This window comes from Streptomyces sp. NBC_00454 (assembly GCF_041434015.1).
GTDB lineage: Bacteria > Actinomycetota > Actinomycetes > Streptomycetales > Streptomycetaceae > Streptomyces.
In genome coordinates this window covers 3533792-3557299 of record NZ_CP107907.1, presented here as the reverse complement: position 1 = coordinate 3557299, position 23508 = coordinate 3533792, and the positions used below count along the sequence as shown (strand labels likewise).

Sequence of the window (23508 nt, the reverse complement as noted above, 5' to 3'; positions counted from 1 at the left end):
GGCCTAGATGTCGATGACGATGGTGAACGGGCCGTGGTTGGTCAGCGAGACGCGCATGTCCGCACCGAACCGGCCCGTCTCCACCGTCGCGCCCAGCGCCCGCAGCTGCGCCACGACCTCGTCCACGAGCGGCTCGGCGACCGGGCCGGGCGCGGCCGCGTTCCAGGTGGGGCGGCGGCCCTTGCGGGCGTCTCCGTAGAGGGTGAACTGGGAGATCACCAGCAGCGGCGCGTTCACGTCACTGCAGGACTTCTCGGCCTCCAGGATCCGCACCGACCACAGCTTGCGCGCCAGCAGCGCCGCCTTCTCCGGGGTGTCGTCGTGGGTCACCCCCACCAGGACGCACAGCCCCTCTCCGACGATCTCCCCGACGGTCTCGCCGGCCACCACGACGCTCGCGCCGTCCACCCTCTGCACCACTGCTCGCATACCACCTGTGTACCAGGCGTGCACCCGTCCGGGGCCGATCGGGTGGAGTGGGACTGCATCGGCACCACGGAGAGTGGCACCATGCACGCAGGCGGTGCCCCCAGCACCGGTCGAGGGGACGGATACGAACGTATGAACATCTCTGGTACCTCCGCACCTGCACCCGCTGCACCCGCTGTGCCTGCCGCATCCGCCGCGTCCGCGGATACCGCGGACATGCCCGTGCTGCGCCCGCCCGCGCAGCGCACGGGCACCGGATCCGGCCCCGGAGAGGTGGCCGCGGCCACGCCGAACACCGCGCTGGGCCTGCCGGAGCTGCGCGCGCTGCGCCGCGACGCGCAGCGCGACGAGGCCGACCTGAGCTACGTACGGCGCCTGCTCCAGGGCCGCATCGACATCCTGCGCGCCGAGCTCGCGCGTCGTACGGATCCCGAGGCGCCGGTGGTGGACCGGCTGTCGGAGATCCTCGCGGACGCCCCGTCCAGCCGCAGCGCCTCCGCCCGGCACGTCACGCTGGGCACCCCGCACAGCGAGGAGTACCGGCTGCTGGCCGCCGAGATGCTGTCCAACATCGAGCTGTCGGACCTCGGCGCCCGCACCGACGAGGAGCTCCACGAGGGCCTGGCCCGGCTGGTGCGCTACGAGCAGCAGGTCTCGCGGCGCCGCCAGCAGCTCCAGCGCACGGTGGACGACTGCAGCACGGAGATCACCCGGCGCTACCGGGACGGCGAGGCACAGGTGGACGACCTGCTCGCCTGAGGGGGCGGAGACCGGGCGGACGGAACTCGAGCGGACGGAAATCGGGCTGGCGGAAATCCGGGCGACGGGCGCGGGTCCGCCGATTAGCGTGGCCTGTTATGAGTGCTGACGTCCGGCCCATCACCGAATCCGAAGTCTCCGACTGGCTGGGGGCGCTGAACACCGGGTTCCTGCGCCCCGGCCGCCCGACTGCCGAAGACGTGGCGCAGTGCGTCGCGAACGAGGCCCCGGGCCTGGCCCGACATCTGGGAGCCTTCGACCCCCGAACCGGCCGGTGCGTGGCCACCTTCCGGTCCTTCTCGCAGGAACTGACGGTGCCGGGCGGGGCGTTCGTCCCGGTGAGCGCCGTCTCGAACGTCACCGTGCTGCCCACGCACCGCCGCCAGGGGCTGCTGACCCGGATGATGGCCGTCGAACTGGCCGAGGCCAAGGCGCGCGGCGACGTCCTGGCGATGCTGATCGCCGCCGAGTACCCGATCTACGGGCGGTACGGGTACGGGCCCGCGACCTCCGTCTCGGAATGGGAGATCGACGTACCGCGCACCGGAATCGACATCCGCCGGCCGGTGCCGCTCGCGGGCGGGCGGGTCGACCTGGTGGAGCCGGCCGAGGTGCGGGAGGTGGGCCCGGCGCTCCACGAGCGGCTGCGCGCGGCCACGCCCGGGGCGATCCGCCGCGACGAGCGCTGGTGGCGGCTGACCACCGGGGCCGAGGAGTGGTCGCATCGCCCGTACAAGGAGAAGTTCCAGGCGGTGTACCGGACGGCGGAGGGCGAGGTGGCCGGACTGGTCACCTACGCCACGGACGAGAACTGGACGGACGCCAAGGTCCCGCTGTACACCGTGCAGGTCAGGGACTTCCTCGCCGCCACCCCGGAAGCCGAGCGGGCGCTGTGGCACTTCCTGTGCTCCATCGACTGGGTGCTCAAGGTCCGCACCGGCTTCCGCGCCCCCGACGACCTCGTCGCCCGGCTGCTGCCCGACGTGCGCGCCGCCCGGGTCATGACGGCAGCGGACTGGCTGTGGGTGCGGCTGCTGGACGTCGAACGGGCCCTGCGCGCGAGGACGTACGCCGTGCCGGGGATCCTCGTACTGGAGGTCACCGACCGGGCGGGACTGGCGGACGGCCGCTACCGGCTGGACGCGGGCGCGGGGGACTGCGTACGGACGGACGAGCCGGCCGATCTGCGCCTCGACGTGAGCACGCTGGGGGCGCTGTACCTCGGCGAGGAGTCGGCCGTGCGGCTGGCGGCGCTCGGCGAGATCACCGAGCTCGCGGAGTCCGCCGGGGCACTGGCGCTGGCGGACGCGGTGTTCCGCACGCCGCGCCGTCCGTGGTGCCCGGACGTCTTCTGAGCGGGCGGCGGGGCGGGGGGCGCGGCCGGGGTACGCCCGGGGGGTCGAGACTTATGTCGGGTTGGGCAACAAGGCCACGGAGGCAATGGACGAGATGGCAACACTGGTGGAACTCCTGCGCGCGGCCGGCTGCGTCTTCGCGGAGGAGGAGGCGGAGCTGCTGACGGCGGCCGCCGAGGACGAGGCACAGCTGGCCGTGCTGGTGGCCCGGCGGGTGGCGGGGGAGCCGCTGGAACACGTCGTCGGCTGGGCGGAGTTCTGCGGTCTGCGCATGGAGGTCGGCGAGGGTGCCTTCGTACCGCGCAGGCGCAGCGAGTTCCTGGCCCAGGAGGCGGTGGCGCTGGCCCGCCCGGGCGCGGTGGTCGTGGACCTGTGCTGCGGGGTCGGCGCGCTGGGCGCGGCGGTGGCCGCGCAGGTGCCGGGCGCCGAACTGCACGCGGCGGACATCGACCCGGCCGCGCTGGCGTACGCCCGCCGCAACGTGGCCCCGTACGGCGGGCAGGTCTGGGAGGGCGACTTGTACTCCCCGCTTCCCGCCTTGCTGCGGGGCCGGGTGGACATCCTGGTGGTCAACGCCCCCTACGTGCCGACCTCCGAAATCGGCCTGCTCCCGGCGGAGGCCCGCGAGCACGAACCGCCGGTCTCCCTCGACGGCGGCACGGACGGCCTGGACATCCACCGCCGGGTGGCGGCGGGCGCCCTGCCCTGGCTCGCCCCGGGCGGCCGGCTCCTGATCGAGACGAGCACCCGCCAGTCCCCGGTCACGGCGTCGGCCCTGTCGGCGCAGGGCCTGGCGGTACGGGCGGTGACCTCGGAGGAGTATTACGCGACGGTGGTCATCGCGACGGCGTAGCGGTGCCCGAGCCGCACGAGGAGACGACTTGATCACGGAGTACCAGCAGCAGCTGCGCGAGCGCTACCTCGCCGCCGCCGTCGTGGCGGCCCCGGAGCCGTGGCGGCCGGTGCTGGACCGGGAGACCCCCATCGGGGGCCTGCTCGGCATCGGCTTCGCCGTCCACCCCGACAGCGGGCACGACCTGGTCATGGTCGTGTCGAGTGACGGCCACGGACTCTTCGACGCGGTCACCGGCGAGAAGATCGCCCGCGACCGGGATCCCGACCCCGACACCAGCACTCCCGACGCGGCGCCGGACCTCACCTGCCCCGGGCTCGGCCCGATCGAGGGCGCCCGGGTCCACATCGCCGGGCTCTTCGGCGGCGGCCTGCACCGCACCGCGCCGGACGGCTGGACCCTGGACGTCGTCAGCCCCGAGTGGCCCCACGACCGCGTGATCCTCTCCGCCTACGGCGGGGCGCCGTACAAGGGGCCGGCGGGAGGGGCGTGGTGGCACGTCTTCCACTCCCAGTACTCGGAACTCCGCGCCACCGGCTTCTCCCCCTCCGGCCGCACCCTGGCGGTGGCCACCAGCAGCGACCTCACCCTCTGGACCCGCCCGGAGTTCGACTTCGAGGACTGAGACGACCGAGGGTGGGAGTTATTGCAAGCAGCTGCTTGCAATAGTTAGCAAGGTGCGGCAGGATCGGGGCATGGCATCGCTCAACGTCGGAAACCTCGGCGAATACCTGCGTGAGCAACGGCGGCAGGCGCAGCTTTCGCTGCGGCAGCTGGCCGATGCGGCGGGGGTGTCGAATCCGTACCTCAGTCAGATCGAGCGCGGGCTGCGCAAGCCGAGCGCGGACATCCTGCAGCAGCTCGCCAAGGCGCTGCGGATCTCCGCGGAGACGCTGTACGTGCAGGCCGGGATCCTGGACGAGCGGGACCGCGACGAGGTGGAGACGAGGGCCGCGATCCTCGCCGATCCGTCGATCAGCGAGCAGCAGAAGAACGTGCTGCTCCAGGTCTACGAGTCCTTCCGCAAGGAGAACGCCGCCGCGGCGGAGGCCGCTGCCGGCGACGCGGCCGCAGCGGGCGCCGATGCCGATTCGCATACAGAGACGCACCATACGAACTGAGACTGTGATCCGGGAGGACCAGCACATGGCCATCGCCGATGACCTGAAGAAGACCCTCACCGACCCGACCCCGCTCTACTTCGCCGCCGGCACCGCCGACCTCGCCGTGCAGCAGGCCAAGAAGGTGCCCGGTCTCATCGAGCAGCTGCGCGCCGAGGCCCCCGGCCGCATCGAGGCCGTGCGCAACACCGACCCGAAGGTCGTGCAGGAGAAGGCCAAGGAGGCCCAGGAGGCGGTCAGCGCCAAGGTCGCCGAGGTGCTCGGCTCGATCGACCCGAAGAAGCTCGGGGAGACCGCCCAGGACCTGGCGCTGCGCGGTGTCGGCGTGGCCGCGGAGTACGCGGTCAAGGCCAAGGAGGCCTACGACAAGGTCGCCGAGCACGGCGAGCAGGCCGTGCGTGCCTGGCGCGGCGAGGTCGCGGAGGAGATCGTCGACATCGCGGTCGTCGTGGAGCCGGAGACCGAGGCCGGCACCGAGGGTGAGGTGGCGGCCGAGCCGGTCACCGCCGAGCAGCCCCCGGCGAAGAAGCCCGCCGCGCGCAAGGCCACGGCCAAGAAGGCCGCCGCCGCGTCGGCGGACGAGAGCTGAGAACGCCGAGAACACTGCGGCGGACCGGGCACCCGAGGGGTGTCCGGTCCGTTGGTGTTTGCGAAGAGGGCTCTGCCGGTAGCGTGGAGGCAGGGCGGCATCCGGCTGCGGCGTGCAGCGTGCGAAGCATGAGAAGGCGGTCAGGCGATGTTGATGAACGGTTTCGATAACGGAGTGCTCCCGTTGCTCGGGTTCGCCATGCTCGGGCTCGCCGTCGTGGCCTTCGTGTTCGCGCTGATGGCGCGCGAGGACGCGTACCGGGCGGCCGACAAGCAGACCAAGACCTTCTGGCTGGTCATCCTCGGGATCACCGTCCTCGTGGACTTCTTCCTCGGCATGCTCTTCCTGGAGATCGCCGGCCTCGTCGCCAGCATCGTGTTCTTCGTCGACGTGCGCCCCGCCCTCAAGCAGGTGTCGGGCGGCGGGCGGCGCAGCGGTGGCAGCAGCAGCGACGGGCCGTACGGGCCCTACAACGGCGGCCGGTGAACGTCTCGGACTTCGCGCGTCTCGGAGATCGCGCGTCGCAGGCTTCGCGCGTTTCAGGCTTCGCTGCGTGAGAGCAGGACGACGGCCACGTCGTCCGTCAGTTCCCCGCCGTTGAGGCGGCGGGCCTCGGTGACCGAGGCCTCCAGCAGGCCTTCGCCGCTGAGCCCGGAGTCCAGGTGGCGGTTGATCATCTCGACCATGCCGTCCTGCCCGAGGCGTTCCTTGCCCTTGCCGATCCGGCCCTCGATCAGCCCGTCGGTGTAGAGCATCAGGCTCCACGAGCCGCCCAGTTCGACCTGGCGGCGGGGCCAGCGGGCCCGGGGCAGCAGACCGAGCGCCGGGCCGCTGTCGTCGTACGGGAGCAGTCGCGCGGGGCGGCCCGGCCGGGATATCAGGGGCGCCGGATGGCCGGCCAGGCACAGGCCCGCGCGGCGGCCGTCCGGGGCGATGTCCACCGTGCACAGGGTCGCGAAGATCTCCTCGTTGGGCCGCTCGACTTCGAGCACCTCCTGGAGGGTGGCCAGCAGGTCGTCGCCGCACAGTCCGGCCAGGGTCAGCGCGCGCCAGGCGATGCGCAGCTCGACGCCGAGGGCGGCCTCGTCCGGGCCGTGGCCGCAGACGTCGCCGATCATCGCGTGGACGGTGCCGTCGGGGGTGCGGACGGTGTCGTAGAAGTCCCCGCCGAGCAGTGCGCGGCTGCGGCCGGGGCGGTAGCGGGCGGCGAAGCGGAGGTCGGAGCCCTCCAGGAGCGGGTGCGGGAGCAGCCCGCGCTCCAGGCGGGCGTTCTCCTGGGCCCGCAGTTTCGATTCTGCAAGCTTGTACTGGGCGATGTCGGCCCGTTTGCGCTCCACCGCGTAGCGGATGGCGCGGCTGAGGAGCCGGCCGTCGAGCTCGTCGCGGAAGAGGAAGTCCTGGGCCCCTACGCGTACGGCCTCCGCGGCGCGCTCCGCGTCCTCCTCGGAGGTGAGGACCAGGACGGCGTGCCGGGGCGCGATGCGGAGCACCTGGCGGAGGGCGGCGAGGGGGTCGACGGGGGCGGAGCCGCTGGTGGAGCCGCTGGTGGAGCCCGAGCCGGAGGCGCTGTGGGGGAGGGCGAGGTCGAGGAGGACGCAGTTCACGTCCGGGGTGAGCAGGCGGGTGGCCTCGGTGAGGTTGCGGGCGCTGCGCAGCCGGATGCGGTGGCCGTCCACGTCGAGGATCTCGGGGACGGTGAGGCCGCCGGCGGGGTCGTCCTCGATCACCAGCAGGGTGAGGGAGGCCTGGCCGTAGAGGCTGCCGGTGCCGGGGCCGCCTTCGGCGGGTGAGGTGTCCCTCTGCCGCGGTACGGGTGCGGGCGTGGGTACGGGTGCGGGCATCGTCTCCGGTTCCTTCCCGACCCTTGGGGTGCGCTCGTCCGGGCGACCCTAGCGGGCGGGATGGTGCGAGCGGAATGGCGGGCCCGGTGCGTGGCTCTGTCATATGCGGTTATCGCGGGGGAAAGTCCGCGTCGCCGAATGACCAACGTCACGGCGGTGGTGGTGGGCGTCCCGCCCAGCGAGACGTTGCCGCCGGGCCGGGGCCCGGCCGCCGGCGGTGCGCGGCCTGAGGCCGTTGTACGTGGGCTGTGGGCCTGTCGGCCGCCTGCCGCAGGCGGCCCACAGCCGAGGGCCGAGGGCCTGTCGGCCGCAGCGACCCGCCCGCCGAAGGCCGCGGTCGCCAGCCGCTCGCCGTCCGCCCTGTCTGCCCCAGCCCGAGGCCCACAGCAGACGGCCCGAGGCCCACAGCAGACGGCCCGCGGCCCACAGCAGACCGCCCGCGGCCCGCAGCCCCGCGCCCCGCCCGTCCGCCTGTCCGCCCGCAAGGGCTACGCGTCCGGGCGGACCACGGCCTTGATGGGCATGGAGCCCGCGCCCGTCATGGTGACGTTGCGGCCGGGGCGGGGGGCGTGGATGATCGCGCCGTCGCCGACGTACATGCCGACATGGGTCGCGTCGTCGAAGTAGATGATCAGGTCACCGGGGCGCATGTCCTTGATCGCCACCTTCGGCAGCCGCAGCTGTTCCTGCGAGGTGCGCGGGATCGCCTTGCCCGCCGCCAGCCATGCCTGCGAGGTCAGGCCGGAGCAGTCGTACGACTCGGGGCCCACCGCGCCCCACACGTACGGCTTGCCCATCTGCGCGACCGCGAAGGCCACGGCCTTCTTGCCGGCCTCCGAGGTGGCCGCGCCCGTGGCGTCCTTCAGCGCGCCCGAGGACAGCCACGCCGTCTGCGCCTTGTACTGGGCTTCCATCTCCAGCTGGAGCAGCTTGGCCTTCTGTTCGGCCTCCAGCTTGCTCTCCAGCTCCTCCGCGGCCTTGATCTTCTGCTCGATCTCCTTCTTGGAGGCCTCCTGCTTGACCCGGTTGGCCTCCAGCGTCTCCCAGTGCGCGCTCGCGTCCTTCGCGTACTGCCGCAAGTCGCTCTGGGTCCGGTTCAGTTCGGAGAGCAGGTCCGAGGTGGCCTTCTCGCCCTGGCGCAGCCGGTCCGCCCCGTCCAGGAACTGCACCGGGTTGTTGCTCAGGGCCAGTTGGGCGCTCGGCGGCAGCCCGCCCGAGCGGTACTGGGCGCGGGCGGCCGCGCCCGCGCGGCTCTTGAGGGTCTCGATGCGGTCGTTGCCGGCGACGACCAGCTTCGCGATCTCGACGATCTTCGCGGACTGGGTTTTGGTCTCGCTCTCCGCGAGGTTGTAGGCGTCGGTGGCGGTGCCGGCCGCGCGGTAGAGGTCCTCTATTTCCTTGCGGACCTGCTCCAGGGACTTGCCCGCCTGCGGCTCGGGCGCCGCGAACGCCGTGCCGGCCGCGAGGCCGGGCGCGGTCAGCAGTGCCATCGCGCACAGCAGAGTGAGGGCGATCGAACCCCGCCGCTGCTTCCTCATGGTCCCCCCAGACACCGAAATGATTAATCGTCAGTAACTTGTCACTGCCTTCGGGATGGTGCCATGAGTCGGTGAATTCCAACACCCTTGTGGATATCCACCCGATCCGTCCCCGTCACCCCCCGGACATCACGGACCCCGCCGACACCCACCCGCACCCCTTCATCCCACCGGCCTCAACGCTTCCCACCGCACCGTGAGTTCCCCCTGACGCCACCGAACCGGGCCGTCCGCGAGCGGCCAGTCCCCGGACAGCGCCCGCGCCGTCCGGATCCAGCGCTGCCGCGCCCCGTACGAGGCGTAGGGCGCGGCCGCCGCCCACGCCCGGTCGAAGTCGCGCAGGAACGCGTGCACCGGCTCGCCCGGAACGTTCCGGTGGATCAGCGCCTTCGGGAGCCGTTCCGCCAGGTCCGAGGGGCGCTCCAGGGAGCCGAGCCGGGTCGCGAAGGTCACCGTGCGCGCCCCCTCGGGCCCCAGTGCGACCCATACGTGGCGCCGCCCGATCTCGTCGCAGGTCCCCTCGACCAGCAGCCCGTCGGGGGCCAGCCGGGAACACAGTCGCTCCCAGACCTCCGCGACCTGCTGCTCGTCGTACTGGCGCAGCACGTTCGCCGCGCGGATCAGCGTCGGCCGGACCCCGCCCTCCAGGGGCACCTCGAAGCCGCCGTGCCGGAAGCTCAAGCCCTCCCGCTCGTACGGCTTCGCGCCCGCGACCCGCGCCGGTTCGATCTCGATGCCGACCACCCGCACCCGCGGAGCCGCCTCCCGCAGCCGCGCCAGCAGTTCCACCGCGGTCCAGGGCGCGGCCCCGTAGCCGAGGTCCACCGCCACGGGGGCGTCCGCGCGCCGCAGTACCGCCCCGTGCGTGGCCGCGATCCAGCGGTCCATGCGGCGCAGGCGGTTGGGGTTCGTCGTGCCGCGCGTCACCGTGCCGACGGGACGGCGCGGGGGAGGGGAAGCGGGCGGGGTGGAGCGGGAGGCCATGTGCAGAGAGTAAGCGGAGGGCTCCCGCCCGATAAATATCAGGCAAACGGGCCAGGAAAACCGCCGTCCCCGGAATGCGGGACGCCGCCATCCGGGTTGCACTCCTAGAAGAGCGCCGACCGCGCTCCCCGCGCCATGCCGTCCGAGCGAGAGGAACTGCTCCCTTGAGTCAGTACGTGTCCCGCCTCGGCGGCAGCATCGGCGGCCGGCTCGCCGCGGCCGCGGGCCGCTCCGCCACCCGCCACGACCCGCCGCGCCTGCGCCTGCCCGCCGCCGTCGGCGGCCACCGCAAGCCGCGCCGCGTAGCCATGCTCAGCGTGCACACCTCACCGCTGCACCAGCCCGGCACGGGCGACGCCGGCGGTATGAACGTGTACATCGTCGAGCTCGCCAAGCGCCTCGCCGCGATCAACATCGAGGTCGAGATCTTCACCCGGGCCACCACCGGCGGTCTGCCGCCCGTGGTCGAGCTCGCGCCCGGAGTCCTCGTACGGCACGTGGACGCGGGCCCGTACGAGGGCCTCGCCAAGGAGGAGCTGCCGGCCCAGCTCTGCGCCTTCACGCACGGCGTGATGCAGGCCTGGGCGGGCCACCGCCCCGGCTACTACGACCTCGTCCACTCCCACTACTGGCTCTCCGGCCACGTCGGCTGGCTCGCCGCCGAACGCTGGGGCGTGCCGCTCGTGCACGCCATGCACACCATGGCCAAGGTCAAGAACGCCGCGCTCGCCGAGGGCGACACCCCCGAGCCCGCCGCCCGCGTCATCGGCGAGACGCAGATCGTGGCCGCCGCCGACCGCCTCATCGCGAACACCGCGGAGGAGGCCGACGAGCTCGTCCGGTACTACGAGGCCGACCCCGGCAAGGTCGCCGTCGTCCACCCCGGCGTGAACCTCGACCGTTTCACCGTCGCCGACGGTCGCGCCGCCGCCCGCGCCCGCCTCGGGCTGCCGCAGGACGCCGTCATCCCGCTCTTCGCAGGCCGCATCCAGCCGCTCAAGGCCCCCGACATCCTGCTGCGCGCCGTGGCCGAGCTGGTGGACCGGGATCCGGCCCTGCGCAGCCGCCTCTTCGTGCCGGTCGTCGGCGGGCCCAGCGGCAGCGGGCTCGCGAAGCCGGAGGGGCTGCAGAAGCTCGCCGCGAAGCTCGGCATCACCGACCTCGTGCACTTCCACCCGCCGGTGGCGCAGGACGCGCTCGCGGACTGGTTCCGGGCGGCGTCCGTGCTGGTCATGCCCTCCTACAGCGAGTCCTTCGGGCTCGTCGCCATAGAGGCCCAGGCCACCGGCACCCCCGTACTGGCGGCCGCCGTCGGCGGGCTGCCGGTCGCCGTCAACGACGGGGTGACGGGCATCCTCGTACCCGGGCACGATCCGGTGGACTACGCCCGCGAGCTACGGCGCTTCGTGCAGGAGCCCGGCCTCTCGGACCGGATGGGCGCGGCGGCGGCGCGGCACGCGCAGTTCTTCGGCTGGGACACCGCCGCGAGCGGCACCGCGGACGTCTACACCGCGGCCATGCACGATCACCGCCGTCACGTACGCTCCCACCATGGCTGACGCTGAAACCGACCCCGCCGCGATCGTCGAGGCGGCCCTGACCGGCGCGGAACTGAGCTGGGAGAGCCCCTCACCCGGCTCCTACGTCGTCCAGCTCCCCGGCACCCGCAAGCTGAGCACCACCTGCTCGCTCAAGGTCGGCAAGCACTCCCTGTCGGTCAACGCCTTCGTCATCCGTCACCCGGACGAGAACGAGGCGGGCGTCCACCGCTGGCTGCTGGAGCGCAACCTCAAGCTGTACGGCCTGTCCTACGCGGTCGACGCGCTCGGCGACGTCTACCTGACGGCCCGCCTCCCCCTGTCCGTGATCACCCCGGACGATCTGGACCGGCTGCTCGGCACGGTCCTGGAGGCGGCGGACGGCGCCTTCAACACGCTGCTGGAGCTGGGCTTCGCCAGTGCCATCCGGCGGGAGTACGAATGGCGGGTCTCGCGGGGCGAACCGACCTACAACCTGGACGCCTTCAAACACCTCACGCGGCCGTAGGCGCGGCGGCCGGATTCTCAGAGGCCGGCTGCTCAGAGGCCGGAGCCGCCGCAACCTCGGCGTCCTCCTCGGTGAGTCCCCGCATCAGCAGCCAGTAGCCCGCCGCCGCCACCGTGCCCAGCACCGCCGTCGAGCCCCAGAGCCAGGCCGCGCCGAAGTGCTGGAGCGCGAAGCCCGCCATCAGCGGGGCGACCAGCGAGGCCCCCGCCCAGGACAGCGTGTACATGCCCTGGTAGCGGCCGCGCCCGTGCAGCGGGGAGAGCCGCGCGACCAGGGCCATCTGGGTCGGCGAGTTGATGATCTCGGCCACCGTCCACACGCAGACGGTCAGCGCCAGGCTCCACACCGAACCGCCGAAGGCCGTCAGCCCGAACCCGTACCCGGCCAGCAACGCCGAGATCACCAGCAGCTTCTGCGGATCGCGGTGCTCGACGAAACGGGCGACGGGGATCTGCAGCAGCACGATCAGCAGGCCGTTGACGGAGATGACCAGGCCGTAGTCGGCGGTGGAGAAACCGGCCTCGCCCATCGCGAGCGGCAGCCCGAACGACCCCTGCATGAAGATCAGTGAGATCAGGAACGACAGCCCGACCACACCCATGAAGCGGCCGTCGCGCAGCACCGTACCGAGCCCGACCTCCGGCTCGGCAGCGGCCTTCTCCGCCTCGGTCCTCACCGGCCGCGACTCGGGCAGCTTGACGTACACGAGCACCGCGCACGCCAGGGTCATGGCGGCCTCGCCGAGGAACCCGGCCAGGTAGCTGTACTCGGCGACGAAGCCCGCCACCGTCGCACTGACGGCGAACCCGAGGTTGATGGCCCAGTAGTTCAGCGCGAAGGCCCGTACCTGGTCCTCGGGGCGGACGATGTCCGCCATCATCGCCTGCACCGCCGGGCGCGAGGCGTTCGAGGTGACGCCGACCAGCAGCGCCACCGCCGCGATCGCCGCCGGGTGTTCCATGAACCCGAGCAGCGCCACCGAGAACGCGGTCGAGACCTGCGCCGCCATCAGCGTGGGCCGCCGGCCGAGCCGGTCCGTCAACACGCCCGCGACGAGCGAGGACACCACACCGCCGAGGCCGTGGAGCGCCACCACAAGTCCCACGAACGAGGCCGAATAGCCCCGTTCCAGGGTCAGGTACAAAGTCATGAATGTGGCGACGAAGGCCCCGAGCCGGTTGACCAGCGTGCTCGTCCACAGCCACCAGAACTCGCGCGGCAGACCGGACACGCTCTCGCGAGCGGCCCGTTTCAAACCGGCAACGGACATGGCAACGGACATAAGGAATCCCCCTGGCGGTGTAAGTGTCCCCCTACCCGTTCGGACCCTACGGACGGGTGTCGCCCAGGGCCACTGGATTGACGGCCGCCGTCAATCGGGACCTTTGCGGCACCCCTCCGGGACCCCCGCGCGGGCCCTCCGCACGCCGTACACACCGCGCGCGAGGGGCCGGGTGTGTCCATTAGGCTCGTACGCATGGCCGACGCACCGTACAAGCTGATCCTCCTCCGCCACGGCGAGAGCGAATGGAACGCGAAGAACCTGTTCACCGGCTGGGTGGACGTCAATCTCAACGAGAAGGGCGAGAAGGAGGCGATCCGCGGCGGTGAGCTGCTCAAGGACGCCGGCCTGCTCCCCGACGTCGTGCACACCTCGCTCCAGAAGCGCGCGATCCGCACCGCGCAGATGGCGCTCGAGGCCGCCGACCGCCACTGGATCCCGGTCCACCGCTCCTGGCGCCTGAACGAGCGCCACTACGGCGCCCTGCAGGGCAAGGACAAGGCCCAGACCCTCGCCGAGTTCGGCGAGGAGCAGTTCATGCTGTGGCGCCGCTCGTACGACACCCCGCCGCCGGCGCTCGAAGACGGTACGGAGTTCTCGCAGTCCGAGGACCCGCGCTACGCCTCGATCCCGCCGGAGCTGCGCCCGCGGACCGAGTGCCTCAAGGACGTCGTCGTCCGCATGCTCCCGTACTGGTACGACTCGATCGTCCCGGACCTCCTCGATGGCCACACCGTCCTGGTCGCCGCGCACGGCAACTCCCTGCGCGCCCTGGTCAAGCACCTCGACGGCGTCTCCGACGCCGACATCGCGGGCCTGAACATCCCGACCGGCATCCCGCTCTCCTACGAGCTGGACGCCAACTTCAAGCCCCTCAACCCGGGCGGCACCTACCTCGACCCGGACGCCGCCGCGGCCGCCATCGAGGCCGTCAAGAACCAGGGCAAGAAGAAGTAGGAACAGCGATCACGCCCCCGACCTGCGCTCATGGCGCCGATCGGGGGCGTTTTCGTGCCCCGGGCCCATGGGTGGTGTGGCGCGGTGAAATCTGGGGTGTTCACCCGATGTATCCCCCGCTGCGGCGAGGCACAATGCCGAAATAGAGCTCCAGAGGCCGGGCCTCCCTGGATGCCGCCCACCGGCAGGGCTATAGCCACGGGAAAGGAATAGTCATGCCTCACAAGCACGCAAAGCATGCGGCGCTGCTGACCGCATCGGCTCTCTTGGCGGCGGCAGGTGCCCTGTGGCCCTCCGCCGCCTTCGCCACCCCGACGACTACGGCAACCCACGCGACGGCGCCTGCTGACAGCGGTGGTTGTGTGTACAACAACGCCAGCAACAGCTGTAACCCCACCGGCAACGGCAACGGCAACGGCACCGGGAACGGCAACGGCAAGGGCAACGGCAACGGCAACGGCAAGGGCAACGGCAACGGGAACGGGAACGGCAACGGTGGTTGTGTGTACAACAACGCCAGCAATAGGTGTAACCCCACCGGCAACGGCAGTGGTAGCGGGAACAAGAACAGCGGTAACGGGAACGGCAACGGTGGTTGTGTGTACAACAACGCCAGCAATAGGTGTAACCCCACCGGCAACGGCAGTGGCAGCGGGAACAAGAACAGCGGTAACGGGAACAGCAACGATGGTTGTACGCACAACAACGCCAACGAGTGGTGTGGCACCACCGGCAACGGCAGTGGCAGCGGGAACAAGAACAGCGGTAACGGGAACAGCAACGATGGTTGTACGCACAACAACGCCAACGACCTGTGTGGCACCACCGGCAACGGCAGTGGGAACAACAACGGAGACATCGGGAACAACAACAGCGTGAGCGGGAACGACAACGGGGACATCGGGAACAACAACGGCTAGGCATGCATGGCGTTTTGCCGTCGCCAAGGGGGCTTGTGGCCGGGCCCCCGGCGTGGTCGGGTGGCGGGGTGGAAGCCATCATCGCCAGCGCGATAGCCGTCCTTGGGACGCTGCTCGGGTCGGGGGTCACCTTCGCGTTCCAGCAGCGCGTGGCCGACCGGGGGCACGAGTTCACCCGGTCGGAGAAGCTGCGCCAGGAACGGCTCGACGCCTACACCTCGTACGCCGGGGCGCTCGTGAACTTCCGGCGCACCCTCGTCCACCTGTGGTTCTGCACGTACCAGCAGCCGTACGGGGGGTACGAGGACCCGGTCGTGGTCAACGCGCGCTCCCACGACCTGCGCTCCGAAGCCCAAGAGGCCCTGTTCCGGCTGCAGATGCTCACCGGCGACGAGGCGCTGAGCGCGCGGGCGCAGGCGCTGTTCTCCGAGATCGGGGTCGTGCACAGGACGGAGAGCCGGGAGGAGTTCGAGATCCGTCGAGGCTCCACCCGAGAGGGAATCCGCGACCTCGTCGCCGCCGCCAAGCGGCAGCTCTGAGACGACCTGGCGCTCGGCGATCCTGCGCGGACGGACGGACCGATGGACGGACCGATGGGCGGACCGATGGACGGACGGATCGCGAAGGGCCCCGGCTGACGTCTGTCGGGCGGGGCCCATCGGGGTGCGTCGAGCCGGGCGGAGGCGGTCAGCCGCCGCACTGGCAGGGGGCGCCGGACTGGCAGCCGCAGCCGCAGCCCGAGCCGCAGCCGCAGGCCGCCAGCAGCGGGAGCCGCAGGACTTCCGTCGGCTGGGGCTGTGCTTCCGCTCCCGGCGTGATGGGGACGGGGGAATCGGGCATGGATCCTCCTCGTAGGCGTTGTGCCTTCGACCTCATTCATGCCCAGCCGAACCCGTGCGTCAACGGCGCATTGGGGGCTCGTTGTTGATCCCGACCGATCCCCGACCGATCCCGGCTGTCGCCGACCGGTCCCGCCCGATCCGGACCCGTCGCGTCTCAGACGCCTTCGACCTGCGTCGGCGCCTGGAGCTCGTCCGCGTGCTCGCCCGTCACCAGGTAGACGACGCGCTTGGCGACCGATACCGCGTGGTCCGCGAAGCGCTCGTAGTAGCGGCCCAGCAGCGTCACGTCGACCGCCGTCTCGATGCCGTGCTTCCAGCGGTCGTCCATCAGGTGCTGGAACAGCGTGCGGTGCAGCTGGTCCATCTCGTCGTCGTCCTGCTCCAGCTGGAGTGCCAGGTCGACGTCCTTCGTGATGATGACCTCGGCGGCCTTCGCCATCAGGCGCTGCGCCAGCTGCCCCATCTCCAGGATGGTGGCGTGCAGGTCGCGCGGGACCGCGGTGTCCGGGAACCGCAGCCGGGCGAGCTTGGCCACGTGCTGGGCCAGGTCGCCGGAGCGCTCCAGGTCGGCACTCATGCGCAGCGAGGTGACGACGATGCGCAGGTCGGTGGCGACCGGCTGCTGGCGCGCGAGCAGCGCGATGGCACGGGCCTCCAGGTCGTGCTGGAGGTCGTCGACCTTCTGGTCCGCCGCGATGACGCTCTCGGCGAGCTTCAGGTCGGCGTCGAGCATGGAGGTCGTGGCCCGCCCGATGGCGGAACCGACCAGCCGGGCCATCTCGACCAGGCCTTCTCCGATCGAGTCCAGTTCCTCGTGGTACGCGTCACGCATGTCTCGTGTCCCTCTCTCGACCTACTACTGCGGTACTGCCCGGGGCGGGCCGGGGCGGCCTCTTGCCCCACGTTTACACGTTGACCCCCGAACGCGACCGACTCCGGCATCACAAGTGAATCAACCCCGTCGTCAGGGTGAACTCTGGGCGACGAGTGTTCGAGCTGCCACCCGAACGGCTGTGGAAGTGTCGTCGCACCTGCTTAACCTGGAGTCATGGACGTGAACGCGGCGGTCGCCGCAGCTGCAGCGATTGCCGGTCTTTGCACCGGTGTGATCGCGATGCTGGCGTTCCGCTGGAGCGAGCGCGACCAAGCCCGCCCCACCCGGAGCTCCATGCGCCCCGACATCAATGCGGTGCTCCCACCCGGTGTGGACACCGTGCTTTCCGTACTCCGCTCCTCCGCCGTCGTCCTCGACGAGGGCGACGCGGTGGTCAAGGCCAGCTCGGCGGCATATGCCCTCGGCCTGGTCCGCGGCGGAAAACTGGCCGTGGAACCCATGCTCCACATGGCCCGCGACACCCGTCGCGACGGGGAGATACGCCAGGTCGAGCTGGACCTGCCCCGGCGCGGCACCGGCCGCGGCGAAGCCCTCGCCGTCTCGGCGCGCGTCGCCCCGCTCGGCTCCCGCCTGGTGCTCCTCCTGGTCGAGGACCTCACCGAGGCCCGCCGCATCGAAGCCGTCCGCCGTGACTTCGTCGCCAACGTGTCGCACGAGCTCAAGACCCCGGTGGGCGCGATCTCGCTGCTCTCCGAGGCCGTCATGGACGCCTCCGACGACCCCGAAGCGGTCCACCGCTTCGCGGGCCGCATGCAGATCGAGGCCACCCGCTTGATCAACCTCGTACAGGAGCTCATCGACCTCTCCCGGGTACAGAACGACGACCCCCTGGAGGACGCCGAGCCGGTACGGGTGGACACGCTCGTGGCCGAGGCCATAGACCGCTGCCGCCACACGGCGTCGGCGAAACAGATCACCATGGCCGCCGGCGGCACCGCCGACCTGCGGGTATGGGGAAACCGGGGGCAGCTCGCGGCCGCCCTCGGAAACCTGGTCGAGAACGCCGTCAACTACAGCCCCGCCCGCACCCGCGTCGGCATCGCCGCGCGCCGGGTCACCGCGCCGGGTGGAGACTTGATCGAGATAGCCGTGACCGACCAGGGCATCGGCATCCCGGAGAAGGACCGCGAGCGCATCTTCGAACGCTTCTACCGCGTGGACCCCGCCCGCTCCCGTGCCACGGGAGGAACCGGTCTGGGCCTCGCGATCGTGAAGCACGTAGCGGCTTCGCACGGCGGGGAGGTGTCGGTATGGAGCTCGGAGGGCCAGGGTTCCACGTTCACCCTGCGACTCCCCGAAGCGGCCGCGCCGGCCCCGGCGACGGCTTCCGCACCCGCCCGTCCCCAGCTCGAACCTCAAACCGCACCAGCCATTCCTGCCCCGGAGGTCCTTCCGTGACCCGAGTGCTTGTCGTCGAGGATGAGGAATCCTTCAGCGACGCCCTGTCCTACATGCTCCGCAAGGAGGGCTTCGAGGTCGCGATCGCCGCGACCGGGCCCGACGGGCTCGACGAGTTCGAGCGCAACGGCGCCGACCTCGTCCTCCTCGACCTGATGCTCCCCGGCCTGCCCGGCACGGAGGTCTGCCGACAGCTGCGCGGCCGCTCCAACGTCCCCGTGATCATGGTGACGGCCAAAGACAGCGAGATCGACAAGGTCGTCGGGCTGGAGATAGGAGCCGACGACTACGTCACGAAGCCCTTCTCCTCGCGGGAGCTGGTCGCCCGCATCCGCGCGGTCCTGCGCCGCCGCGGCGAGCCGGAAGAGGTCACCCCGGCCGCGCTGGAGGCCGGACCCGTACGGATGGACGTCGACCGGCACGTGGTCACCGTCGCCGGAGCCAAGGTGGACCTCCCGCTCAAGGAGTTCGACCTGCTGGAGATGCTGCTGCGCAACGCGGGCCGCGTACTGACCCGCATGCAGCTCATCGACCGGGTCTGGGGCGCCGACTACGTCGGTGACACCAAGACCCTCGACGTCCACGTGAAGCGCCTGCGCGCCAAGATCGAGCCCGATCCCGGTGCCCCGCGCTACCTGGTCACGGTCCGCGGCCTCGGCTACAAGTTCGAGCCGTAAACCGGCACCCCCCGCAGTGGCCTACAGGAACGGCCCCCGTCCGCTCGATGCGGACGGGGGCCGTTCCCGTGTTCCTGCTGCTGTTCCTCTACGTTCTCCCGCGCTCGGTCAGTGACCGGCGCTGGAGGACGGGGACCCCGACGGGGTGCCCGCGGGGGAGCCGGAGGGGCTGCCCGACGGGGTGGTCGAGGGCGAGCCCGAGGGGCTGCCGGACGGGCTGGCGGACGCGCTGGCGCCCGTGGCCGGGGCGTCCGTCGGGCCGAAGCCCGCGTACATGCCGACGGCCGGGACGACGAAGGCCTGGAGCGCCACGTCACCCTCGGTGCTCAGCTTGAAGACGACCTTCTGCACGTTGCCGTCCTCGACGGCCTCGCGGCCGTTCGCGATGGAGGCCGAAGCGTTGCCCTTGCCGCCCAGGACGACGGAGCCGCCGGCCGGGACGACGACCTTGGACGCGCCGCTCGCGGGCGTCAGCACGATGGCGCCCTTGGCACCCTGGAGGGTGACGGCGTCGAGGGTCTGGTCCTTGGTGCCGGAGTTGAAGAGGGTCGCCGAGATGGCGGCCGAGCCCTTCTTGTCCTTCTTATCCTTCTTGTCCTGGGTGATCACCAGGGCGTTCTGGATCTTGATGTCGCCCTTGGTGATGGCGGCGTTGTCCGGCTTGACCTGGAGGGTCTGCGCGTCGTGGCCCGCACCACACGCGGCCAGCGAGGCGATCGAGAACACGACGGCGGTGGCGGCGAGGGCGCCGCGTCGAAGGCTGCGGCTCACGGCGGAGGCATCTCCTTGGACGTACGAAGCGGAAAGGTGGGCGCTCGGAGCAGCCGAAGTAAAGCCGCTCTAAGGGTGTGTCAGCGGGCTTAGGTTACCGAGCCGCCGCCCCGCCCCCGCACCCGACCCTCCGCAGTGAGGGGGCGGCCCTGTCCGGGCGTCACCCCGGCTGCGCCACGCGCGGACGATCAGCGGGCGGGCGCCAGTGGATCAGCAGTCGATCGCCGAGTGGATCACTGGGGGGTCACCGGTGGATCGCCAGGTGGATCACCGGGTCGATCGGCCGGTCGATCGGTCGGGCGATCTTCCATTCGGATAAGGGCCGCCGGCGGCCCGTTGATCAATTCCGGGATTCCTTCGAACACCGCTCGGTGATCAAATTGTGGATTGGGCCGGAACGGGACCGTACGGGTGGCCGCCAGTCGAACGGAGTAGTTCGGTTTCCCGCCCCAGAAACCGGCAAAACAGGACGTACATCACACTGGCGGGGTCCTTGGCCAGGCGTAACGTAGCCGTTTCGCCCGGTCCGCAGAGAGCCTCCGACCTGCGAATACCCCCTTCCGGAAGCCTCCCGCAGCACGTTCCTGTCGGTGTTGTCAAGCCCCGAGATGTGCCCTGACCTGCGAAAACGCCATTCATAACAGTCAGTTCTCGTGTTACCCTGGATAGCCACGGAAGGGGTACCTGTCACATGACGTTCAAGGTTGGCGACACCGTGGTCTATCCCCATCACGGGGCCGCGCTGATCGAGGCTATCGAAACTCGCCAGATCAAAGGCGTGGACAAGACCTACTTGGTGCTCAAGGTCGCGCAGGGTGACCTGACTGTTCGCGTACCTGCGGACAACGCGGAGTTCGTGGGCGTTCGCGACGTAGTCGGCCAGGACGGGCTGGACCGGGTCTTCGAGGTGCTTCGCGCACCGTACGCAGAAGAGCCGACGAACTGGTCCCGGCGCTACAAGGCAAATCTGGAAAAGCTCGCTTCTGGCGATGTCATCAAGGTCGCCGAAGTTGTGCGTGACCTGTGGCGTCGTGAGCGTGAGCGCGGGCTTTCCGCGGGTGAGAAGCGCATGCTCGCGAAGGCGCGTCAGATCCTGGTGAGCGAGCTCGCGCTCGCCGAGAACACCAACGAGGACAAGGCCGAGGCCCTCCTCGACGAGGTGCTCGCGTCCTGACGCGATCGCCCGTACGTGTGGTCGTACACAGTTGTGCCGCGGTGCCCGATGACAAGGTGACTTGTTGCCGGGCGCTGCGGCATGTCTGGACCCATGTAGGCATCCGGACCCATGCCGATACTGGTGGTACTGGTGTGCCGGGTCCGGTCAGCCGCCTCGACCGGTCGTCACGGAAGGGGCGAGGGGCGTCGCACCCGGCACCCTTCAGGCCATACCCATGTCGGCCGAAGTCACAAACCTGGCTCGGAGCTACTGATGTCTGACGAATCGCGCCCCCACCGCACCGCCGCGGTGATCCCGGCCGCCGGACGCGGTGTCCGCCTCGGCCCCGGCGCCCCCAAGGCGCTGCGGACCCTGGGCGGCATCCCCATGCTCATCCACGCGGTCCGCGCCATGGCGCGCTCCCGCGCCGTCTCCCTCGTCGTCGTCGTGGCCCCGCCCGGCGGCACAGCCGTCGCGGAGGTGCGCCGCCTCCTGGACGAGCACGCGCTGCCCGAACGCACGGAGATCCTCGTGGTCCCCGGCGGGGAAACCCGGCAGGAGTCCGTACGCGCCGGCCTGGAGGCCCTCCCGGCCGACGTCGACGCCGTCCTCATCCACGACGCGGCCCGCCCGCTCGTCCCCGTGGACACCGTCGACTCCGTCATCGAAGCGGTCCGCGGCGGCGCGCCCGCCGTCGTACCGGCCCTGCCGCTGGCCGACACCGTCAAGGAGGTCGAACCCGGCATGCCGGGCGAGCCCGAGCCGGTCGTCGCCACCCCCGTCCGGGCCCGGCTGCGCGCCGTCCAGACACCGCAGGGCTTCGACCTGGCCACCTTGCTGCGTGCGCACGAGAAGATCGCCGTGGACGGCGAGGGCGCCACGGACGATGCCGGGATGGTGGAGCAGCTCGGCGTCACCGTCGTGGTCGTCCCCGGCCACGAAGAGGCCTTCAAGGTCACCCGCCCGCTCGACCTGGTCCTCGCCGAGGCCGTACTCGCCCGCCGGAGGGCCACCGATGTCTACTGACCGCCCCGCCCCCCTCATCCCGCTCGTCGGCATCGGCACCGACGTGCACGCCTTCGAGACCGGCCGCGAGCTGTGGTGCGCCGGCCTGCTCTGGGAGGGCGAGGACGGGCTGGCCGGGCACTCCGACGGGGACGTCGCCGCGCACGCCGCCTGTGACGCGCTCTTCTCCGCCGCCGGCGTGGGCGACCTCGGCGCGCACTTCGGCACCTCGCGCCCCGAGTGGTCCGGCGCCGCCGGGGTCACCCTGCTGGCGGAGGCCGCCCGGATCGTCCGCGCCGAGGGCTTCGAGATCGGCAACATCGCGATCCAGGTGATCGGCGTGCGCCCGAAGATCGGCAAGCGGCGCGAAGAGGCGCAGAAGGCGCTCGCCGCCGCCGCGGGCGCCCCCGTCTCCGTCTCGGGCACCACCACCGACGGACTGGGGCTCACCGGCCGGGCCGAAGGCCTGGCGGCCATCGCCACGGCCCTCGTGTACCGGACGAACCGGGCCTAGTACCCCGTACGGGGGCCGCACCCGCGGCTCTTCGACAACAAAGCGGGCCCCGCGTGCCGAAAGGGTCGCGGGGCACTGCTACAGGCCCACTACCCTGGATGCCGTGACTATTCGCCTGTACGACACCAGCGCCCGGCAGATCCGCGACTTCGTCCCGCTCGTTCCGGGCTGCGTCTCGATCTACCTCTGTGGCGCCACCGTGCAGGCGGCCCCGCACATCGGGCACGTGCGCTCGTACCTCAATTTCGACATCGCGCGCCGCTGGTTCACCTACCGCGGCCTCGACGTCACCTTCATCCGCAACGTCACCGACATCGACGACAAGATCATCGCGAAGTCCGAGGACCAGGGCCGTCCCTGGTGGTCCATCGGCTACGAGAACGAGCGGGCCTTCAACGACGGCTACAACGCGCTGGGCTGCCTCCCGCCCACGTACGAGCCGCGCGCGACCGGCCACGTGCCCGAGATGATCGAGATGATGCGCGGGCTCATCGAGCGCGGCCACGCGTACGAGGCCGACGGCAGCGTCTACTTCGACGTCCGCTCCTTCCCCGGCTACCTGGAGCTGTCGAACCAGAACGTCGACGACCTGCGCCAGCCCGCCGAGGAGGGCATCACCGGCAAGCGCGACCCGCGCGACTTCGCCATGTGGAAGGCCTCCAAGCCCGGCGAGCCCGACTGGGAGACCCCGTGGGGCCGCGGCCGTCCCGGCTGGCACCTCGAGTGCTCCGCGATGGCGCACAAGTACCTCGGCAGCGCCTTCGACATCCACGGCGGCGGCCTCGACCTGATCTTCCCGCACCACGAGAACGAGATCGCCCAGGCCAAGGCCTACGGCGACGAGTTCGCGAAGTACTGGATGCACAACGCCTGGGTCACCCTCTCCGGCGAGAAGATGTCGAAGTCGCTGGGCAACTCCGTCCTGGTGTCCGAGATGCTCAAGGTCTGGCGCCCGATCGTGCTGCGCTACTACCTCGGCACCCCGCACTACCGCTCGATGATCGAGTACAGCGTGGACTCGCTGCGCGAGGCGGAATCCGGCTTCGCGCGCATCGAGGGCTTCATCCAGCGCGTCATCGAGAAGGCCGGCCAGACGGTCGAGCCGGCCGCCGAGGTCCCGCCCGCCTTCGCCGAGGCCATGGACGACGACATGGGCGTCCCGCAGGCGCTCGCGATCATCCACACCACCGTCCGCCAGGGCAACAGCGCGCTCGCCGCCGACGACAAGGACGCCGCGATCGCGCGTCTGGCGGAGGTACGGGCCATGCTGGGCGTCCTCGGCCTCGACCCCCTCGACCCCCACTGGGCGGGCGAGACAGACCGCGGGGAAGACCTCCACGGCGCCGTGGACACCCTCGTGCGCCTGGTCCTGGAGCAGCGCGAGTCCGCTCGCGAGCGCAAGGACTGGGCCACCGCCGACGCCATCCGCGACCAGCTCCAGCAGTCGGGCCTGGTCATCGAGGACAGCCCCACCGGACCCCGCTGGACGCTCGGCCCCCGCTGAGCCCCGGAGCGTCCCTCTGGAGCATCCAGATTGGGCCGCCCGGCGTTCCGGGCGGCACACTCTTCATACGTA

General features: G+C 71.1%; 26 protein-coding genes. 18 read left to right on the top strand and 8 right to left on the bottom strand.

The annotated features are described in order from the left end of the window. Nucleotides 1–3: 3 nt before the first annotated feature. Complete coding sequence (gene dtd / locus OHU74_RS16480; protein ID WP_136213713.1) at nt 4–429, bottom strand: D-aminoacyl-tRNA deacylase; 426 nt, start codon at nt 427–429, stop codon at nt 4–6. A 132-nt stretch (nt 430–561) separates the two neighbouring features. Between dtd and OHU74_RS16475 the strand changes: the two genes are divergently transcribed. The 7 genes from OHU74_RS16475 to OHU74_RS16445 all read left to right on the top strand — a co-directional run bounded on the left by OHU74_RS16475 (nt 562) and on the right by OHU74_RS16445 (nt 5592). Continuing rightward, nucleotides 562–1188, top strand: coding sequence for an AmfC protein (locus OHU74_RS16475; RefSeq protein WP_371616620.1), 627 nt, complete (start codon nt 562–564; stop codon nt 1186–1188). Between the two features lie 98 nt (nt 1189–1286). Then, complete coding sequence (locus tag OHU74_RS16470) at nt 1287–2543, top strand: GNAT family N-acetyltransferase (RefSeq protein WP_371616619.1); 1257 nt, start codon at nt 1287–1289, stop codon at nt 2541–2543. 85 nt (nt 2544–2628) lie between these two features. Then, nucleotides 2629–3396: a putative protein N(5)-glutamine methyltransferase gene (locus tag OHU74_RS16465; protein ID WP_371616618.1), complete on the top strand. Its 768-nt coding sequence runs from the start codon at nt 2629–2631 to the stop codon at nt 3394–3396. 28 nt (nt 3397–3424) lie between these two features. Beyond that, complete coding sequence (locus OHU74_RS16460; protein WP_371616617.1) at nt 3425–4021, top strand: hypothetical protein; 597 nt, start codon at nt 3425–3427, stop codon at nt 4019–4021. Between the two features lie 70 nt (nt 4022–4091). Then, nucleotides 4092–4517 carry a helix-turn-helix domain-containing protein gene (locus OHU74_RS16455; protein ID WP_371616616.1) on the top strand — a complete coding sequence of 142 codons (426 nt, stop codon included), beginning with the start codon at nt 4092–4094 and terminating at the stop codon, nt 4515–4517. A 25-nt stretch (nt 4518–4542) separates the two neighbouring features. Then, nucleotides 4543–5106, top strand: coding sequence for a hypothetical protein (locus OHU74_RS16450; protein WP_371616615.1), 564 nt, complete (start codon nt 4543–4545; stop codon nt 5104–5106). Nucleotides 5107–5253: 147 nt separating this feature from the next. Beyond that, entirely contained in the window at nt 5254–5592 is a 339-nt protein-coding gene (locus OHU74_RS16445; RefSeq protein ID WP_371616614.1) for a DUF2516 family protein, read from the top strand. A 53-nt stretch (nt 5593–5645) separates the two neighbouring features. On the opposite strand, the gene OHU74_RS16440 is transcribed toward OHU74_RS16445, so the two are convergent. From OHU74_RS16440 to OHU74_RS16430, 3 genes are all read right to left on the bottom strand, one after another. Next, a complete protein-coding gene (locus OHU74_RS16440) occupies nt 5646–6947 on the bottom strand; it encodes a PP2C family protein-serine/threonine phosphatase (protein WP_371616613.1) in 1302 nt (433 codons plus the stop codon). A 488-nt stretch (nt 6948–7435) separates the two neighbouring features. Then, entirely contained in the window at nt 7436–8485 is a 1050-nt protein-coding gene (locus tag OHU74_RS16435) for an NlpC/P60 family protein (RefSeq protein ID WP_371616612.1), read from the bottom strand. Nucleotides 8486–8647: 162 nt separating this feature from the next. Continuing rightward, nucleotides 8648–9469: a class I SAM-dependent methyltransferase gene (locus OHU74_RS16430; RefSeq protein ID WP_371616611.1), complete on the bottom strand. Its 822-nt coding sequence runs from the start codon at nt 9467–9469 to the stop codon at nt 8648–8650. Nucleotides 9470–9633: 164 nt separating this feature from the next. Between OHU74_RS16430 and mshA the strand changes: the two genes are divergently transcribed. Continuing rightward, complete coding sequence (gene mshA, locus OHU74_RS16425) at nt 9634–11028, top strand: D-inositol-3-phosphate glycosyltransferase (protein ID WP_371616610.1); 1395 nt, start codon at nt 9634–9636, stop codon at nt 11026–11028. Beyond that, nucleotides 11021–11515 (top strand): YbjN domain-containing protein, encoded by a 495-nt coding sequence (locus tag OHU74_RS16420; RefSeq protein ID WP_371616609.1) that lies wholly within the window; start codon nt 11021–11023, stop codon nt 11513–11515. Before mshA ends, OHU74_RS16420 begins: the two co-directional genes overlap by 8 nt. On the opposite strand, the gene OHU74_RS16415 is transcribed toward OHU74_RS16420, so the two are convergent. Continuing rightward, nucleotides 11502–12785, bottom strand: a complete 1284-nt coding sequence (locus OHU74_RS16415) for an MDR family MFS transporter (RefSeq protein ID WP_371616608.1) — start codon at nt 12783–12785, stop codon at nt 11502–11504. The genes OHU74_RS16420 and OHU74_RS16415 overlap by 14 nt on opposite strands. Nucleotides 12786–12992: 207 nt before the next feature. On the opposite strand from OHU74_RS16415, the gene OHU74_RS16410 reads away from it, so the two are divergent. From OHU74_RS16410 to OHU74_RS16400, 3 genes are all read left to right on the top strand, one after another. Then, nucleotides 12993–13754 (top strand): phosphoglyceromutase, encoded by a 762-nt coding sequence (locus OHU74_RS16410; protein ID WP_371616607.1) that lies wholly within the window; start codon nt 12993–12995, stop codon nt 13752–13754. Nucleotides 13755–13969: 215 nt separating this feature from the next. Continuing rightward, the gene (locus OHU74_RS16405) at nt 13970–14674 is read left to right on the top strand and encodes a hypothetical protein (RefSeq protein ID WP_371616606.1); all 705 of its coding nucleotides are present in this window, start codon (nt 13970–13972) and stop codon (nt 14672–14674) included. A 68-nt stretch (nt 14675–14742) separates the two neighbouring features. Beyond that, complete coding sequence (locus OHU74_RS16400; protein ID WP_371616605.1) at nt 14743–15213, top strand: hypothetical protein; 471 nt, start codon at nt 14743–14745, stop codon at nt 15211–15213. Nucleotides 15214–15361: 148 nt separating this feature from the next. Here OHU74_RS16400 and OHU74_RS16395 read toward each other — a convergent pair whose 3' ends face one another. Further along, entirely contained in the window at nt 15362–15514 is a 153-nt protein-coding gene (locus OHU74_RS16395; RefSeq protein WP_330297176.1) for a hypothetical protein, read from the bottom strand. A 156-nt stretch (nt 15515–15670) separates the two neighbouring features. Further along, complete coding sequence (gene phoU, locus OHU74_RS16390) at nt 15671–16348, bottom strand: phosphate signaling complex protein PhoU (protein WP_030858619.1); 678 nt, start codon at nt 16346–16348, stop codon at nt 15671–15673. A gap of 216 nt (nt 16349–16564) precedes the next feature. Between phoU and OHU74_RS16385 the strand changes: the two genes are divergently transcribed. Then, nucleotides 16565–17809, top strand: a complete 1245-nt coding sequence (locus OHU74_RS16385) for a sensor histidine kinase (RefSeq protein ID WP_371616604.1) — start codon at nt 16565–16567, stop codon at nt 17807–17809. Next, a complete protein-coding gene (locus OHU74_RS16380; protein WP_007265514.1) occupies nt 17806–18486 on the top strand; it encodes a response regulator transcription factor in 681 nt (226 codons plus the stop codon). Before OHU74_RS16385 ends, OHU74_RS16380 begins: the two co-directional genes overlap by 4 nt. A 108-nt stretch (nt 18487–18594) precedes the next feature. Here the strand turns inward: OHU74_RS16380 and OHU74_RS16375 are convergent, their stop codons facing one another. Next, entirely contained in the window at nt 18595–19257 is a 663-nt protein-coding gene (locus tag OHU74_RS16375; protein WP_371616603.1) for a DUF461 domain-containing protein, read from the bottom strand. Between the two features lie 691 nt (nt 19258–19948). On the opposite strand from OHU74_RS16375, the gene OHU74_RS16370 reads away from it, so the two are divergent. The 4 genes from OHU74_RS16370 (at nt 19949) to cysS (ending at nt 23436) form a co-directional block, all read left to right on the top strand. Beyond that, a complete protein-coding gene (locus tag OHU74_RS16370; protein ID WP_003953493.1) occupies nt 19949–20431 on the top strand; it encodes a CarD family transcriptional regulator in 483 nt (160 codons plus the stop codon). A gap of 255 nt (nt 20432–20686) precedes the next feature. Continuing rightward, nucleotides 20687–21439, top strand: coding sequence for a 2-C-methyl-D-erythritol 4-phosphate cytidylyltransferase (ispD, locus tag OHU74_RS16365; protein ID WP_371616602.1), 753 nt, complete (start codon nt 20687–20689; stop codon nt 21437–21439). Further along, nucleotides 21429–21932, top strand: coding sequence for a 2-C-methyl-D-erythritol 2,4-cyclodiphosphate synthase (ispF, locus tag OHU74_RS16360; protein ID WP_371616601.1), 504 nt, complete (start codon nt 21429–21431; stop codon nt 21930–21932). The genes ispD and ispF overlap by 11 nt, the downstream gene beginning before the upstream one ends. A 103-nt stretch (nt 21933–22035) precedes the next feature. Next, nucleotides 22036–23436 carry a cysteine--tRNA ligase gene (gene cysS, locus OHU74_RS16355; protein WP_371616600.1) on the top strand — a complete coding sequence of 467 codons (1401 nt, stop codon included), beginning with the start codon at nt 22036–22038 and terminating at the stop codon, nt 23434–23436. Nucleotides 23437–23508 lie beyond the last annotated feature (72 nt).

Excerpts from the sequence above, each read along its gene's own strand:
- dtd (WP_136213713.1), bottom strand. The coding sequence starts at position 429 with ATGCGAGCAGTGGTGCAGAGGGTGGACGGCGCGAGCGTCGTGGTGGCC.
- OHU74_RS16475 (WP_371616620.1), top strand. The coding sequence starts at position 562 with ATGAACATCTCTGGTACCTCCGCACCTGCACCCGCTGCACCCGCTGTG.
- OHU74_RS16470 (WP_371616619.1), top strand. The coding sequence starts at position 1,287 with ATGAGTGCTGACGTCCGGCCCATCACCGAATCCGAAGTCTCCGACTGG.
- OHU74_RS16465 (WP_371616618.1), top strand. The coding sequence starts at position 2,629 with ATGGACGAGATGGCAACACTGGTGGAACTCCTGCGCGCGGCCGGCTGC.
- OHU74_RS16455 (WP_371616616.1), top strand. The coding sequence starts at position 4,092 with ATGGCATCGCTCAACGTCGGAAACCTCGGCGAATACCTGCGTGAGCAA.
- OHU74_RS16450 (WP_371616615.1), top strand. The coding sequence starts at position 4,543 with ATGGCCATCGCCGATGACCTGAAGAAGACCCTCACCGACCCGACCCCG.
- OHU74_RS16445 (WP_371616614.1), top strand. The coding sequence starts at position 5,254 with ATGTTGATGAACGGTTTCGATAACGGAGTGCTCCCGTTGCTCGGGTTC.
- OHU74_RS16440 (WP_371616613.1), bottom strand. The coding sequence starts at position 6,947 with ATGCCCGCACCCGTACCCACGCCCGCACCCGTACCGCGGCAGAGGGAC.
- OHU74_RS16435 (WP_371616612.1), bottom strand. The coding sequence starts at position 8,485 with ATGAGGAAGCAGCGGCGGGGTTCGATCGCCCTCACTCTGCTGTGCGCG.
- OHU74_RS16430 (WP_371616611.1), bottom strand. The coding sequence starts at position 9,469 with ATGGCCTCCCGCTCCACCCCGCCCGCTTCCCCTCCCCCGCGCCGTCCC.
- OHU74_RS16420 (WP_371616609.1), top strand. The coding sequence starts at position 11,021 with ATGGCTGACGCTGAAACCGACCCCGCCGCGATCGTCGAGGCGGCCCTG.
- OHU74_RS16415 (WP_371616608.1), bottom strand. The coding sequence starts at position 12,785 with ATGTCCGTTGCCGGTTTGAAACGGGCCGCTCGCGAGAGCGTGTCCGGT.
- OHU74_RS16410 (WP_371616607.1), top strand. The coding sequence starts at position 12,993 with ATGGCCGACGCACCGTACAAGCTGATCCTCCTCCGCCACGGCGAGAGC.
- OHU74_RS16405 (WP_371616606.1), top strand. The coding sequence starts at position 13,970 with ATGCCTCACAAGCACGCAAAGCATGCGGCGCTGCTGACCGCATCGGCT.
- OHU74_RS16395 (WP_330297176.1), bottom strand. The coding sequence starts at position 15,514 with ATGCCCGATTCCCCCGTCCCCATCACGCCGGGAGCGGAAGCACAGCCC.
- phoU (WP_030858619.1), bottom strand. The coding sequence starts at position 16,348 with ATGCGTGACGCGTACCACGAGGAACTGGACTCGATCGGAGAAGGCCTG.
- OHU74_RS16385 (WP_371616604.1), top strand. The coding sequence starts at position 16,565 with ATGGACGTGAACGCGGCGGTCGCCGCAGCTGCAGCGATTGCCGGTCTT.
- OHU74_RS16370 (WP_003953493.1), top strand. The coding sequence starts at position 19,949 with ATGACGTTCAAGGTTGGCGACACCGTGGTCTATCCCCATCACGGGGCC.
- ispD (WP_371616602.1), top strand. The coding sequence starts at position 20,687 with ATGTCTGACGAATCGCGCCCCCACCGCACCGCCGCGGTGATCCCGGCC.
- ispF (WP_371616601.1), top strand. The coding sequence starts at position 21,429 with ATGTCTACTGACCGCCCCGCCCCCCTCATCCCGCTCGTCGGCATCGGC.